At 69.9% G+C, this 15,273-nt stretch carries 8 protein-coding genes; all 8 read left to right on the plus strand.

Annotated features, from left to right (window positions below):
- Genes ACZ54P_RS27175 through ACZ54P_RS27210 form a run of 8 tightly spaced genes read left to right on the plus strand, consistent with a single transcriptional unit; the run spans position 1 to position 15,176 of the window.
- The gene (locus tag ACZ54P_RS27175) at positions 1–948 is read left to right on the plus strand and encodes an ABC transporter permease (RefSeq protein WP_465464391.1); all 948 of its coding nucleotides are present in this window, start codon (positions 1–3) and stop codon (positions 946–948) included.
- Positions 945–1,706 carry an ABC transporter permease gene (locus tag ACZ54P_RS27180; protein ID WP_465464392.1) on the plus strand — a complete coding sequence of 254 codons (762 nt, stop codon included), beginning with the start codon at positions 945–947 and terminating at the stop codon, positions 1,704–1,706. Before ACZ54P_RS27175 ends, ACZ54P_RS27180 begins: the two co-directional genes overlap by 4 nt.
- Positions 1,703–3,172 carry an ABC transporter ATP-binding protein gene (locus tag ACZ54P_RS27185; RefSeq protein WP_465464393.1) on the plus strand — a complete coding sequence of 490 codons (1,470 nt, stop codon included), beginning with the start codon at positions 1,703–1,705 and terminating at the stop codon, positions 3,170–3,172. The genes ACZ54P_RS27180 and ACZ54P_RS27185 overlap by 4 nt, the downstream gene beginning before the upstream one ends.
- Positions 3,169–8,484, plus strand: coding sequence for a non-ribosomal peptide synthetase (locus ACZ54P_RS27190; protein WP_465464394.1), 5,316 nt, complete (start codon positions 3,169–3,171; stop codon positions 8,482–8,484). The genes ACZ54P_RS27185 and ACZ54P_RS27190 overlap by 4 nt, the downstream gene beginning before the upstream one ends.
- Positions 8,481–10,208: an ABC transporter ATP-binding protein gene (locus ACZ54P_RS27195; RefSeq protein WP_465464395.1), complete on the plus strand. Its 1,728-nt coding sequence runs from the start codon at positions 8,481–8,483 to the stop codon at positions 10,206–10,208. Before ACZ54P_RS27190 ends, ACZ54P_RS27195 begins: the two co-directional genes overlap by 4 nt.
- Positions 10,205–11,941 (plus strand): ABC transporter ATP-binding protein, encoded by a 1,737-nt coding sequence (locus ACZ54P_RS27200; protein ID WP_465464396.1) that lies wholly within the window; start codon positions 10,205–10,207, stop codon positions 11,939–11,941. Before ACZ54P_RS27195 ends, ACZ54P_RS27200 begins: the two co-directional genes overlap by 4 nt.
- Positions 11,938–12,930: a hypothetical protein gene (locus ACZ54P_RS27205; protein ID WP_465464397.1), complete on the plus strand. Its 993-nt coding sequence runs from the start codon at positions 11,938–11,940 to the stop codon at positions 12,928–12,930. Before ACZ54P_RS27200 ends, ACZ54P_RS27205 begins: the two co-directional genes overlap by 4 nt.
- Positions 12,927–15,176, plus strand: a complete 2,250-nt coding sequence (locus ACZ54P_RS27210; protein WP_465464398.1) for a class I SAM-dependent methyltransferase — start codon at positions 12,927–12,929, stop codon at positions 15,174–15,176. The genes ACZ54P_RS27205 and ACZ54P_RS27210 overlap by 4 nt, the downstream gene beginning before the upstream one ends.
- Positions 15,177–15,273 lie beyond the last annotated feature (97 nt).

Raw genomic sequence — 15,273 nt, forward strand, 5'->3', positions numbered from 1 at the left:
GTGACCTCTTTCGCGCGCAAACTCCTGACCCGGCTCGGCATGCTGGCGGCGTTGTCGATCCTGGTGTTCGCCGGGGTGGACCTTCTGCCCGGTGATCCGATCACCAGCAGGCTCGGGATCTCCGCGACCCCGGAGCAGGCCGCCGCGGTGCGTGCCCAGCTCGGTCTCGACCGGCCGCTGCCGGTGCGGTACGCCGAGTGGGTCTCCGGTCTGTTCAGCGGAAATCTCGGCCTGTCGACGAACGGCAGGCCGGTGACCGAGCTGCTTTCGGACCGCGTCGGCAACTCGGCGCTACTCGCCGCGCTGGCCGTCCTGCTGCTGGCGCCGCTTTCGCTGGGACTCGGGTTGTGGGCCGCCTGGCGGCGCGGCCGGGTCGCGGACAAGACGATCTCGGCGGGGTCGCTGCTGATGGTGTCGGTGCCGGAGTTCGTCGTGGCGGGCGGGCTGGTGCTGCTGTTCGCGGTGACCCTGCGGTGGTTCCCCGCGGTGTCCCTGCTGCCCGCCGGCGCGAGTCCGCTCGCGTATCCCGAAGTGCTCGTGTTGCCGGTGGCCAGTCTGGTGCTGGTCGGGTCCGCCTACGCGGTCCGTGTCATCCGCGGTGCGGCGGCGCAAACGCTTGCGGGGCCGCAGGCGGAGTTCTTGCGGCTCAACGGGGTGCGCTGGCCGGTGCTGGCTCGACGGCTCGTCGTCCCGGCGGTGCTGCCGGTCGCGGTCCAGGTCTGGCTCATCACCGGTGTCGCGCTCGTCGGCGGGGCCGTGCTGGTGGAGAAGGTGTTCGGGTACCCGGGAATCGGGGAACTGCTCGTCTCGTCGGTGCAGACCGGGGACCTGCCGGTGGTACAGGCCGTCGTACTCGTCCTGGGCGCGCTGATGCTGCTGGCGCTGCTGCTCGCCGACCTCGCCGTCGTCCTGCTGACGCCCCGCCTGCGGACGGGAGGGGCGCGATGATCCGCCGTGTTCTCCTCGCGGTGGGGATCCTTTCGCTCGGGATCGTCCTTTTCGGACCGGAGCTGGCGCCGCATTCCGCGACCGCGCCGGTCGCCCCGCCGTACTCGCCGCCGGGCACCGGTGGGCTCTTCGGCACCGACCACCTCGGCCGTGACGTGCTTTCCCGCGTGCTCCACGGCGGCAGGCCCCTGCTGCTGACGAGTCTCGTGTCCGCGTTCGCGGGCGCGGGTCTCGGTGCCACGATCGGCCTGTTCATCGCGCTCGCCCGCCGACGCTGGGTCGAGCCGGTGCTCATGCGGCCACTCGACACGCTCGCCGCCGTCCCCCCGATCCTGCTGTCGCTGCTGGTGCTGACCGCCGTGCCGAACCGCGCCGGACTGATCCTCGCGGTCGCGCTGGCGAGCATCCCGCTCTCGGCCCGGGTCGCGCGGGCGGCCGCCGAACAGGTCCGCGGCCGGGCGCACGTCGAAGCCGCGATCGCCAGGGGCGAGCGATGGACCTGGTTGCTGGGCCGCGAAATCCTGCCGCTGGTGGCGGGGCCGCTGGCCGCCGACCTCGGCGTCCGGTTCGTCACCGCCGTCTACCTCGTCGCGGCGGCGGGCTTCCTCGGCCTCAGCACCTCCGACTCGGACTGGGGATTGCTCATCGTGGAGGCCCTGCCCGGCGCCGCGCTGCAACCATGGGCGCTGCTCGTCCCGGTCGCCGGGATCGCGATCCTGGCCGTGGCCGCCAACCGGACCGCGGAGCGACTGACATGACTGTGGTACGCATCTCCGGTCTTCGCTTGGCCGCGGGGGACACTGAAATCCTCGCCGGTGTCGACCTGACGATCGCCGAGGGCGAGGCCGTCGCGCTGGCCGGTCCGTCGGGCGCGGGCAAAACGTCCTTGGCGCTGGCGGTGCTCGGGCACCAGCGTCCCGGCGTCCGGCGGACCGCCGGGACGGTCGAGGTCACCGGACCGGTCGGGTATCTGGGACAGGACCCTGGCTCACTGCTGAACCCATACGCGCGGGTCGCGTCGATCCTGCGGACCGCCGCCGGACGCCGGGCGCCGCGCGAATGCGTGGACATTCTGCTGGAGCGGGTCACGCTGCCCGCGAGCCTCGCGCGCCGCTACCCGCACCAGCTTTCCGGCGGCCAGCAGCAACGGGTCGCGCTGGCCGTCGCGCTGGCTCGCTCGCCCCGGCTGCTGGTGCTGGACGAACCGACGACGGCACTGGACCTCCTGGCCAAAGCGGAGGTGCTCGCCGAGATCGAGCGGCTGCGGGCGGAGGGTGTCTCGCTGCTGTGGGTCACGCACGACCTGGCGACGGTGCGGAATCTGGTGGACCGGGTCCTGGTGCTCGACGAGGGCCGGGTTTCCGGTCCCGAGAGTGCTATGAAAGGTCCTTTCCTTGCAAATTTTGCAAGGAAAGGACCTTTCATAGCACTCTCGGGTGCCCCAACCGAGGTGTTGAGGGCCGACAAGCTCACCGCAGGGTACCGCGGAACCCCCGTCCTCACCGACGTCGACCTCACCGTCAGCCGAGGCGAGTGCCTCGCCGTCCTCGGCGTCTCCGGAGCGGGAAAAAGCACCCTCGCCCGCTGTCTCGCCGGGCTCCACCGCCCCGGCACCGGAACCGTCACGCTCCACGACGACCCGCTCAAACCCGACGTCCGCGACCGCGAAAAGCACCAAAAAGCCGCGATCGCCCTCGTGGCCCAAAACCCGGCCGAAGCCCTGCACCCACGCCAGGACGTCCGCACCGCGCTCGTTCGCCCGATGCGGTTGCTGCGCGGGATCAAGTCCCGCGAGGAGCAGGACGCCAAGGTCGCCGAACTGCTCGAAGCGGTCGGGCTCGACTCCACAATGGACAAGCGGCTGCCCGGTGAACTCTCCGGTGGGCAACGGCAGCGTGTCGCGCTGGCCAGAGCCTTGGCCGCGGAACCGGCGGTCCTCATCTGCGACGAAGTCACCTCAGCGCTCGACACCGAAACCCAGGCGGAAGTCCTCACCTTGCTGAACGAACTTCGCGCGCGACTCGGCCTCGCGGTCGTCCTGATCACGCACGACGCCGGTGTCGCGACGTCCACCTCGGACCGCTTGCTGGTGCTGCACGCCGGTCGTTCCGTGCTGACCGCGCCGACCGCCGAACTGGTGCCCGAAGGAGCTGATCCGGACCGCGTGATCACCCGCCTGCTGACCGACCCGTCCCGAACCGAACAAGGAGCTTCGCTGGTATGACCGAGCAGATCATCGACGAGCTGCGCGCATTGGGCGTCCGGTTGTGGGCCGAGGCCGGGCAGCTGAAGTTCCGCGCCCCGCGCGGCGTCCTGACCGACGCGCACAAGGCGACCCTCAAGGCGAACAAAGCCGAGATCCTCGCCCTCCTCGAAACCGACGAAAAGGCCATCACCCACGACGCGGAAGCCCGCCACGAGCCGTTCCCGCTCACCGACGTCCAGACCGCGTATCTCCTGGGTAGACAGGATTCCTTCGGCTACGGCGGGGTCGCGTGTCATGGCTACCTCGAAGTCGCGTACCCGGGCCTGGATCACAAGCGGGTCGAGGACGCGTGGAACGTCCTCATCACCCGGCACGACATGCTCAGGGCGGTCGTCGAACCCGACGGCTACCAGCACGTCCTGCCCGAGGTTCCGCGGTTCCGTGTCGGATACTCGGCGGACCCGCTCGCGGTCCGCGCGGAACTGGGCCACCGCGTCTACGAGACCACTCGCTGGCCCCTTTTCGCTCTGCACGTCACCCCCGGCACGCTGCACATCTCCATGGACTCGCTGATCGCGGACTGGGCAAGCGCCGGGGTCCTGCTCGGGGAACTCGACACCCTCCTCGCCGATCCCCACGCGGAGCTGCCGCCGCTCGAAATCACCTTCCGCGACCACCTGCTGGCCGAGCGGGCTCTGCGTGACACCGACCGGTACCGCCGCGATCGCGAGTACTGGCAGTCCCGCGTCGACGACCTGCCCGCCGCGCCCGACCTCCCGAGGAAGCCGGGGGAGAGCACCGGTCCGGTCCGGTTCGAACGGCACCACACACGGCTCGACGCTTCGACCTGGACGGCGTTGTGCGAACGGGCGAAACAGTACGGCCTCACGCCGTCGAACGTCGTCCTCGCCGCCTACACCGACGTGCTCCGCCGCTGGTCACGACGTCCTCGGTTCGGCCTCAACCTGACGCTGCTCAACCGGCGGCCGTCGCATCCGCAGGTCGGAATGCTCGTCGGTGACTTCACCTCCGTGACCCTCCTCGCGGTGGAAAACCAGGCCGGGCAGGCGTTCCATGACCGCGCTCGCGGACTCGCCGAGCGACTGTTCACCGATCTGGACCACCGGCTGTTCTCCGGGGTCGAGGTGGTGCGGGAGATCGCCCGCCGCCGCGGTCGCGAAGCCGCGCTGATGCCGGTCGTGTTCACCAGCGGGATCGGGCTCGGTTCGAGTGACCGTCCCGCCGGATACGGCATCACCCAGACACCGCAGGTGTTCCTCGACTGCCAGGTGACCGACGACGCCGGCGGGCTCGCGATCAGCTGGGACGTCCGGCAGGGTATCTTCCCGGACGGTCTGGTCGCCGACATGTTCGCCGCGTTCGAAACCCTCCTGCGCGATCTGGCCGCGACCGGCGACGGCTGGGAAGGCACCGGCCCGGTTCCGTTGCCGGAATGGCAGGTCACCGAACGCGCGGCGGTGAACGACACCGCGGCGCCGCTGCCGGAGGCGTTGCTGCACGAGGAGTTCTTCGTTCGTGCCGCCCGCGAGCCCGAGACGATCGCGATCACCGGCCCGGCCGGGAGCCTGACCTACGGTGAACTCGCCCGCCAGGCGGGAGCGGTCGCGGAGGCCTTGCGCGGCAAGGACTTGGGCCGGGTCGCCGTGGTGATGGACAAGGGACCGGAGCAGATCGTCGCCGTGCTCGGCATCTTGCTGGCGGGTGGTGCCTACCTGCCGGTGGACACGACACAACCCGCGCTGCGCCGGGAAAAGGTCCTCGCGTCGGCCGGAGTCCGCGTGGTGCTCAGCCAATCGTGGGTCGCGCGGCCGGACGGTGTCGAGGTCATCGACGTCGACACGCTCGAGCCCGCCGACGAGATCCCCGTCGCGGCACCGGGTGATCCGGACGCGCTGGCGTACGTGATCTACACGTCCGGTTCGACTGGTGAGCCGAAGGGCGTGATGATCACGCACCGCGCGGCACTGAACACCATCGAGGACGTCACCCGCCGATTCGGGATCACCGGCGAGGACCGCGTGCTCGGGCTCGCGCATCTCGGCTTCGACCTCTCGGTGTACGACATCTTCGGCGCGCTTTCGGCCGGCGCGAGCCTCGTCCTGCCGGACGCGGGGCGCCCTGGCGACCCGTCGCATTGGGCACGGCTGGTCGCCGACCACGGCGTCACGGTGTGGAATTCAGTGCCCGCCCAGCTGCAGATGCTGGCCAATTACCTCGAATCGGAGCCGCTGGCGATTCCGAGCCTGCGCCTGGCGCTGCTGTCCGGCGACTGGATCCCGGTCACGCTGCCCGCGCAGATCGCGAAGCTGGCGAACGTCGAACTGGTCAGCCTCGGTGGGGCGACCGAAGCGGCGATCTGGTCCATTCACCACCCCATCGATCAGGTGGATCCGGAGTGGGTGAGCATTCCGTACGGAAAGCCGCTGACCAATCAGGGCTTCCGCATTCTCGACGAGTCCTACCAAGACCGTCCTGTGTGGACGCCTGGTGACCTGTACATCACCGGAGCCGGTCTCGCACTCGGCTACTTCGGGGACGAAGAACTGACGGCGTCGAGGTTCTTCACGCACGAGGGGGTGCGGCTCTACCGCACCGGTGACCTCGGCCGGTACCTGCCCGGCGGCGAGATCGAATTCCTGGGCCGAGAAGACGATCAGGTCAAGCTGCGTGGTCACCGGATCGAACTCGGCGAGGTCGAGTCCGCGCTGCTTTCACACGAGGACGTCGGCGCCGCCGCCGTCGTGCTCACGGGCGAGCGACATGGTGAACGCGCCCTGCTCGGTTTCGCCGAACCCGCCCGTCGGTCCGACAAGGACGAAGTACCGCCACGGCTGGCCGAAACCGTCCGCAAGTTCGCCGACCGTCAGGTGGTCGGAATCGGTGAAGATCAAATCACCGAGCACGTCGCGAATCTGCACGAGGCCGCGCTGCTGTCCATGCTCACCGCGCTGACCGAACGCGGCGCGTTCGAGAACCCGCAGGACGCCGACGGTGTACTGGAAACAGCGAGGATCCACGAACAGCATCACTGGCTGGTCCGCCGCTGGCTCGCTCTCCTTGCCGAGGCGGGGAAACTCGCCTTCGACGGTCGCTACACGCGTGTCGCCGACGCCGCTCCCGAACTGGTCGCCGAAGCCTGGCGCCGGGTCGAACAGGGGCTCGCGACGCCTGAGTTCGTGCGCTACCACGAACTCCACGTCGACCAGGTCCACGCCCTGCTGGACGGCGAACAGAATCCGTTCGAGCTGCTGTTCCCCGAAGGAAGACTGGACACCGCGCGGGCGATCTACCGTGACGACACGATCACCCGCTACCTCAACCACGGCGCCGCCGCGCTGCTGAACCGGCTCGCGGCGGCGAGCGACCGCCCGCTGCGGATCCTGGAAGCGGGCGCGGGTACCGGGGCGACGACGTCTGCGGTCTTGCCGATGCTCGAAGGCTTCGACGTCGATTACCTCTTCACCGATCTCACGCCGTTCTTCCTCACCCCAGCTCGCGAGGAGTTCCCACGGGCGAGGTTCGGTCTGTTGGATCTCGACCAGGAGTTCCGGGCGCAGGGTTACGCGCCGAACTCGTTCGACGTCGTCCTCTGCGCGGGAGTCCTGAACAGCACGCGCGACCCGGCCTCCGCGATCGCCGCGGCTACCGAACTCCTCGCGCCCGGCGGCTGGCTCGTGTTCACCGAACCGACGGAGGAACACCCGCACATCCTGCTGACCCAGGGCTTCATGATGGAACCCGAAGGCGGTGACCACCGGGCCGGTGCGACCCCTCTGCTGTCCACAGAGGATTGGCTAGGGCTGGTCGACGCCGACGTCGTCCTCCCCGCCGACGGTCATCCGCAAGCCGCGCAGGGGATGCGGTTGTTCGCGACGCGCGTCAAGACCGATCGGCGGCACGTCTCCGCCGACGACCTCACCGAGTTCTTGACCGAACGCCTCCCCGCGCAGATGGTCCCCGCGCACGTCCAGGTCGTCGACGAACTGCCGCTCACCGGTAACGGCAAGGTGGATCGCAAAACCCTCGCCGGCTGGCGGCCGATCTTGGCCGACGACGACCTCGCCGCCGAGGACGGCCCGCCGGACGAACTCGAGGGCAGGCTCGCCGCGTTGTGGGCGGCGGCGCTCGGCCTGCCGCGGATCGGCCGCGACGACAACTTCTACGACCGAGGTGCCGACTCACTCGTGCTCGCCAGGGTCGCGGGGCGGTTGCGCGAGGAGGTCCCGGAGGCCGGGCCGTTCACCTACGACACGCTCCTGCGCCAGATGCTCAACGAGCCGACGGTGTCCGCGCTGGCCAGAGCCCTGCGTACCCAGCCGCTGTCCACACCTGTGGAAGATTCCGACAGGTCGGGTAACGCGCTCCTGATTTCCTTCGGTGGCGGGCAAGAGGGTCCGGCGCGGGTGCTGTTCCACGCGGCGCTCGGCACCCTCGACTACTTCCAGTCGCTCGGGAAGGCGTTGGCGGCGCAGGAACTCGGACCGGTGATCGGCGTGGCCGTCGCCGATCAGGAGGCTTACTGCGAGATCGACCCGAAACAGCTGATCGGCCGGGTCGCCGACGACTACGCCGACCGCCTGCTCGCGGCGGGGCACACCCGGTTCCAGCTGATCGGCTACTGCCTCGGCGGCCTGCTGGCCACCGAGGTCGCCCGGCGGCTGCTGGAACGCGGCGTGCCCGTCGATGACCTGACCCTCGTCGACAGCATCCCGATGTTCCTGGAAACCGGCGAAGAACTGGCGTTCGAGGCGATCTTCGTCCCGAACCTCAACCTCGATCCGGTCACCGCCGTCTTCGGGTCCGATGTGGACAGTGCTGATGTATACCGGGCGATCGAGAAGCTCATGACCGACCACGACCGGAACGTCCCCGCCGGGGCGATGGGCGCGCTCACCGGCGACCCCGGCCTGGAGGCCGTCGCGGCGGCCGTCCGGCGGCGGCACGAACTGGACCAGGACACGCGGCTCGCGCAATACGCCGAAGCGGCCTCGAAACAGGCCGGGATCCCGGTCGACCCCGAACTGGTCCCGGCGCTGTTCCGCGTCTGCCGTCACAGCATGCGCGCGGCGAGGTACGACCCCGAACCGTACGTCGGCGACATGACCTTCTTGCGGGCCACCGAACAGCAGTCGTTCGGGGTCACCGCCGGGGTCGGTCATCTCGCGGCGCCGTTCTGGGAAAAGACCTGCCTCGGCGAGTTCACCGTGCTCGACGTGCCAGGCAACCACTTCAGCGTCATCGAACCACCGAACGTCGACGTCGTCGTCACCCATCTCGGCGCCGCCATCACCTCGGGAGTGACCGCGTGACCCCCTTGAAGGAACTGCGCAAGCCCGTCGCCGGGTTGACCCGGCTCGGCGTGCTCGTCGGTGCGGCCGGTTCGCTGACCACGCTCGTCCCGTTCGCCGGCCTCGCCGAATTCGGGCGGGTGCTGCTGGAAGACGGACCGCTCGACACCGGTCGGCTCACCACGGTGGCGGTCGTCATCGTGGTGGCGCTGGTCGTGGGAGCGCTGCTGAACATGCTCGCGCTGGGGCTGACCCATATCGCGGACGCACGGCTGCAGGCGCTCCTGCGCCGCCGCATGGTGGACCGGCTCGGCGCGGTCCCGCTCGGCTGGTACACCGACGTCACCTCCGGCCAGGTGCGCAAGGCCGCACAGGACGACGTCGAGGAACTGCACCATCTCGTGGCGCACCACGACGTCGAGATGACCGGCGCGATCGTGCTGCCACTCGGCGGGGTCGCCTACCTGTGCTGGCTGGACTGGCGGCTCGCGCTGCTGGCGATCGTCACGTTGCCCGTCTACCTGTTCGCGTACGCCTCGATGATGCGCGGGTTCGCCGACAAGATGCGGCAACTCGACTCGGGGTTCGCGAAGGTGAGTGCGGCGATCGTCGAGTTCGTGCACGGCATCACCGTGGTCAAGGCGTTCGGCCAGGCGGGGCGGGCGCACCGCGGTTACCGGCAGGCCGTCGTCGACTACGGCGAGCGTTACGCCGGCTGGGTCCGCCCGATCCTCAAGCTGGAAGCGCTGACGTCGCTGGCGCTCTCGGCGCCGGTGATCGCGTTGGTGAGCCTGGCGGGCGGGACCTGGTTCGTCTCCCAGGGTTGGGTGAGCCCGGTCGACGTCCTCGCCGAGGTGCTGGTGGCGATGATCATCCCGTCCACTTTGCTCACCCTCAACAGCGGGTTCACCGCGCAGCGCAAGGCGGAAGCGGCCGCGGAACGGATCACGGCGCTGCTGGACACCCCGGTGTTGCCGGTCGAGGAGAAACCCGAGGAGCCCCAAGGGCACCTGGTCGAGTTCGACCACGTTTCGTTCGGCTACAACGAGGGCGAGACCGTGCTGGCGGACGTCAGCCTGGTCTGCCGTCCCGGTACGGTGACCGCGTTGGTCGGCAGTTCGGGCGCGGGGAAGTCGACGCTCGCGAAACTGGTTCCCCGGTTCTACGACGTCACCGGCGGAGCGGTGCGGCTCGGCGGGGTCGACGTCCGAAAGATCGCGCCGGAAGTGCTGTACCGCAAGGTCGGGTTCGTCCTCCAGGACGTCCAACTGCTGCACGGTACCGTCGCCGACAACCTGCGGCTCGGCCGTCCACAAGCGACAGATGCCGAAGTCGAAGCCGCGGCCGAAGCCGCCCGGATCCACGACAGGATCCTCGCGCTGACCCGGGGTTACGACTCGGTGGTCGGCGAGGACGCGGTGTTCTCCGGAGGTGAGGCACAGCGGATCTCGATCGCGCGCGCCCTGCTCTCCGACACGCCGGTGCTCGTACTCGACGAGGCGACCGCCTACGCCGACGCGGAATCCGAGGCGCGGATCCAGCAGGCGCTCTCCATCCTCGCCCGCGGCCGCACGGTGCTGGTCATCGCGCATCGGCTGGCCACCATCGCCGGAGCCGACCGGATCGCCGTGCTCGACGGCGGGAAGATCGCCGAATCCGGCACCCACGAAGAACTATTGGCCGAGGGCGGGCGCTACGCCCGCATGTGGCACGCGCACGCCGGTGCCGAGGAGGACGTCCGATGATCAGGGATCTGCAGGCGATCATGGGGCCGGAACATCGCCGCTCGCTGCGCGTCTACTTCGCTTGGCTGGCCGGGTATGCCGTGCTGCAAGGGCTCGCGATGGCTTCCCTCGTACCGGTGCTCCAGGCGCTGCTGAGTGGTACCCCCGGTGACGCGTGGAGCCGGCTGCTGGTGACGGCGGTGATCGTCGTCCTCGCCTGTGTCGCGCATTATCAGCAGGCGATGAAGGGGTTCGCCCTGTCGCTGGTCACGCTGACCAGCCTGCACACCAGGCTCGGCGATCACGTCGCGAGCCTGCCGCTCGGCTGGTTCTCCTCGGAGAAGGTCGGCAGGCTTTCCCGCAGTGCCACCGGCGGCACGCTGATGGTCACCAGTGTCACCGCGCATCTGCTCACGCCGGTCGCCACCGGGATCGTGACCCCGGCGACCGTCGCGGTCACGATGTTCTTCTTCGACTGGCGTCTCGCCGTGGCCACCATTCTGTGCGCACCGGTGCTGTACGTCGTCCACCGCTGGGCGGCCTCCTCGGTCGGCCGGTCCGAGGAGCGGACCGACGCGGCGAGCAGCGTGGCCAGCAGCCGGGTCGTGGAATTCGCCCGGACGCAGCAGGCGTTGCGTGCCTTCGGCCGGACGGCCAACGGCTACGCCCCGCTCGACGACGCCATCGAAACGCAGCGCAAGGAGTGGGGCGGCATGCTCGCCAGGACCGCGCCCCGGCTGCTCGCGAGCGGTCTCGCCGCGCAACTGGCGTTCGCCGCGCTGATCGCGGTCGGGGTGTCGCTCGCCGCGAGCGGGTCCATCGATCCGGTGGTGCTGGTGGCGTTGCTCGCGCTCGCGGCCCGCTTCACCGGCCCGCTCGGCGAACTCGCCGGGCAGAGCGGGATGCTGCGCATGGCCGCCAACGATCTGCGCCGCCTCGCCGCGATCTTCGACGAGAAACCGTTGGCGGAACCGGTGGAATCGCGGCCGGGCGCGGTACCCGGAGAGGTCGCGCTGCGGGGAGTGACCTTCGGCTACCGGCCGGGGGAGCCGGTGCTGCGTGACGTCTCGTTGCGGATACCGCCCGGCACGATGACCGCGATCGTCGGCGCCTCCGGTTCGGGCAAGACCACCATCACGCGGCTGGTCATGCGGTTCTTCGACGTCGACGAAGGCGTGGTCTCGGTCGGCGGCGCGGACGTCCGCGATCTGTCCACTGTGGATCTGATGGCGCAGTTGTCCGTGGTGATGCAGGACGTCTACCTGTTCGACGACACCTTGGAGGCGAACATCCGGCTCGGCAGGCCGGACGCCTCCGACGAGGACGTGCGCGAAGCGGCGACCCTCGCCGGGGTCGACGAGATCGTCGAACGACTGCCCCGTGGCTGGCAGAGCAAGGTCGGCGAGGGCGGCACTTCGTTGTCCGGTGGCGAACGCCAGCGGGTCTCGATCGCCAGGGCCCTGCTCAAGAACGCGCCGATCGTGCTGCTCGACGAGGCGACCGCGGCGCTCGACCCGGAGAACGAGCGGTTCGTCCAGAACGCGCTGCGCTCGCTGAAGGACTCCTCGACGCTGCTGGTCATCGCGCACAAGCTGCCCACGGTGATGGCGGCCGACCAGATCCTCGTGCTCGATGGCGGGGAGATCGCCGAAGCCGGGACGCACGAAGAACTCCTGGCGGCGGGCGGCCGGTACACGAGCTTCTGGCAGGAACGCCGGGACGCGCAGGGCTGGCGTTTGGTGGGCGGCGCGTGATCGGGGTATTGGGTGCGACGGGCGACGTCGGCCGTCACGCGGCCGGCTTCCTGGAACGGCTCGGCATCGGTCCGGTGCGCGCGGGTGGATCCGCCGAGGCGGACTTCCGTGACCCGGCGTCGCTGGACCGGTTCGCCTCCGGATGCGAGGTGCTGGTCAACTGCGCCGGACCCGCGCACGCCATCGGCGACAGTGTCGCTGAAGCGGCACACAGGGCTGGGGCGCACTACGTCGACGCGTCCGGGGACGAACCGGTAGATGTCCACAATGGACGTACGGCGTTGTTGTCCGCCGGTCTCCAGCCTGGGCTTACCGCTTTACTGCCCAGGTGGCTAACGCGCGACGCCCAGGTCCACGATCTCAAGATCTGGCTCGGGGTGTCGGACCTGTTCAGCCGCTCCGCCGCCGAGGACTACCTACACGCTGCCGCTGCCGGTCACGGCGAGGCGTTGGCGGCCTGGCGCGGTGAACGGCGGTCGAAGGCACTGACTCGGGAGGCCGGGGTCACGCTGCCGTTCTTCCCGGAGCCGGTGACCCTGTTGCCGTACCTCGCACCCGAGTCCGAACGGCTGGCGCGAGCGCTCCGGGTCACCCGTGGCGACTGGTACACGGTGCTGTCCGGCGAGCACGTCGGCCGGGCCTTCGACCGGGTCCACGGACTCGGCCGCGAAGAAGCGGTGGCGGCCTTGTGCCGGGCGAGCCGTCTCGACCTCGCCGGACGGGAGCCGCGGGTGGTGCTGATCGCCGAAGCCGACGGCCGCACCGCCGTCCTCCGGGCGAAGGGGAACGGCGCGGTCACCGGCGCCGTCGTCGCGCTGGCCGTGTCCGCGCTGGAACGCGGCGAAGTACCACCCGGTTCGTATTTCGCGGGCGACGTCCTCAGTCCCAAGTCCCTTGTGGACGGTCTGACCGGGCTGGGCGTCGCCGACATCAGCGTCTTCGGCCGGCCGCTGAGCCGTCTCGTGCTGGAAGAGGAGGGCGCGCTGTGAACGGCGAAGACATCCCCAAGGCCATGCGGGTGATCGAGGAGATCAGCCTGCGGGCGATGGCCGCGGCCCTGCCCGCGTGCGTTCCGGCTCCCCGGCACGAATGGCTGGCCGACCGCTGGCGCGCGGTCTTGTCGACCGAAGACGCGTCGCCCGAAGCGGTCGAGCCCGGTCCCGAATTCGAAGAGGCCTATGCCGCGCTGGGTTTCCCGCCCGCGATGGCCGCGCTTCACCGGGTGACGCTCGGCAGGCTGCCGGAGCTGCTGGCCGACCGGGTGACCCTGCTCGACCTGTTCGACGCCGCCGAACTGGCCGCCTATCAGGACAACGTGTTCACCCGGCATCTCAACGGGGCCGCCGCGGACGTGCTCAGCGGCATCAGCGACGTCCTCGAACTCGGTGGCGGCGAAGGCCTCGCCACCGCGACGATTCTTCGGGCCGTGGCGAAGAAGTACCTGTTCACCGACGTGTCCCGCGTATTCACCGTCGCCGCGGCCGAGCGGTACCGCGACCGCGCCGGGTTCACCACGGCGGTACTCGACATGGATCAGGACTTCGGCGGGCAGGGGGTCACGACGGCGACCGCGGTGTTCGCCGGGAACGCGCTGCACAACGCGGCCCATCTCGGCCGGACCCTGCGCCGCGTCCGCGGTGTGCTCGAACCCGGCGGCAAGCTGGTGTTCACCGAGTCCAGCCACGAGAACTTTGCCCTCCTGACGTCCATGGCGTTCCTGCTGTCCGCCCCGGAGGGAAAGTCAAGGCCGGGGACGGCGGATCGGCGCGCGGGCGCGCCGTTCCTCGACGAACCCGGCTGGCGGGCCGAACTCGCGGCGGCCGGGTTCACCTTGGAAAAGGTCCTGCCCGAACCGGATTCCCCGCTCGCCGTCGCCGGACAACGGCTGTTCGTCGCCGTGGCCACCGACGAGATCCCGGCCGACTGGAGTCCCGCGAAGGTGCTCGCGCACCTCGAACGCACCGCTGCCGAGCACGCCGTACTGCCCGCGTCCACGCTCCGGGAGTTGCCGGAGCATCCGGCCGCGTTGCTCGCGGATTTGCCGCGGCTACGCCGGATCGAGAGCACCGGATGGCTCACCGACGCGGAAGCCGACGCCGTGCGGGAGGCGTTCGGCGTCGAGGTCGTCCGGCATCCGGCACCCGAAGTGCGGGTCGACGTCGCCGCGGCCGGTGCGGCCGCCGACCGGGCGTTGGCGCATATCGATCTTCCCTCGGCCGTCGACGCCGTCGAAGATTTCGGGCGGACGGCGTTGCTGTCGATGCTCAACGTGCTCCGCCCGGTGCTGGGACGGCCGGAGGACGAGATCCTCGCGATCACTCCTGGCCATCGTCGCCTGCTCAAACGCTGGCTCGACGTCCTGAAGGCCGAGGGCCTGCTGACCGAGGACCATCAGCCGGTGCCGAATCCGGCCGACTACTCGGACGAGGCGCTGGAAAACGCCTGGCAGCGGGCTCGGCGGGCGTGGCTCGACACCGTCGGTTCGGCGGGCACTGTCGACTACGCCATGGCCAACGCGCGGAAGCTGCCCGAGCTGCTGGCCGGCCGCGAGCAGGCGGTCAACCTCCTGTTCCCCCAGGGCCGGACGGATCTCGCCGCGGCGCTCTACCGCGAGAACGTGACCGGCCGCTACCAGCACCACGCGGTCAGCGCGCTGGCCGCCGGGATCGCCGCCGGACGTCGGGTGCGGATCCTCGAGGTCGGCGCGGGCACCGGTGCCACCACCGATCACGTGCTCCCCGCGCTGAACGACGTCGAGTACCTGTACACCGACGTCTCGGCCTACTTCCTGGACCAGGCTAAAGAGCGGCTGAGCGGTGATCCGCGTGTCCACTTCGGACGGTTCGACATCGACGTACCGATCGCGGAGCAGGGTTTGTCGCCGGAGTCGTTCGACCTCGTCATCGGCGGCGGCGTGCTCAACGCCGCGCAGGACACCGACGCGTCTGTCGCCCGGTTGACCGAACTCCTCGTGCCGGGTGGCTGGCTGCTGCTCACCGAACCGACCGTCGAAGAGTTCTGGATCCTGACGTCACAAGCGTTCCTGATGGCCGACGCCGCCGACGACCGCGCGGAGAACCGCGCCAGCTTCCTGACACTGCCGCAGTGGAACGCCGTCCTCGATCGCGCCGGCCTGCTCCGCGCGGACGGCCTGCCCGCCGCCGGACATCCGCTCGAACCGTTGGGTCACCGCGTGTTCGCCGCGCGCAAGCCTCCGGGCTCAGGTGACGCGTAGGTACAGGTGGTCGTGAGTGGCGATTCGGGTTCTAACCCGAACCGCCACCCACGACCACCCCAGCCCACCCCTCACCTGCGCCCTCCTCCCACCCTCA

The sequence above is a fragment of the Amycolatopsis sp. NPDC034160 genome (assembly GCF_055575355.1).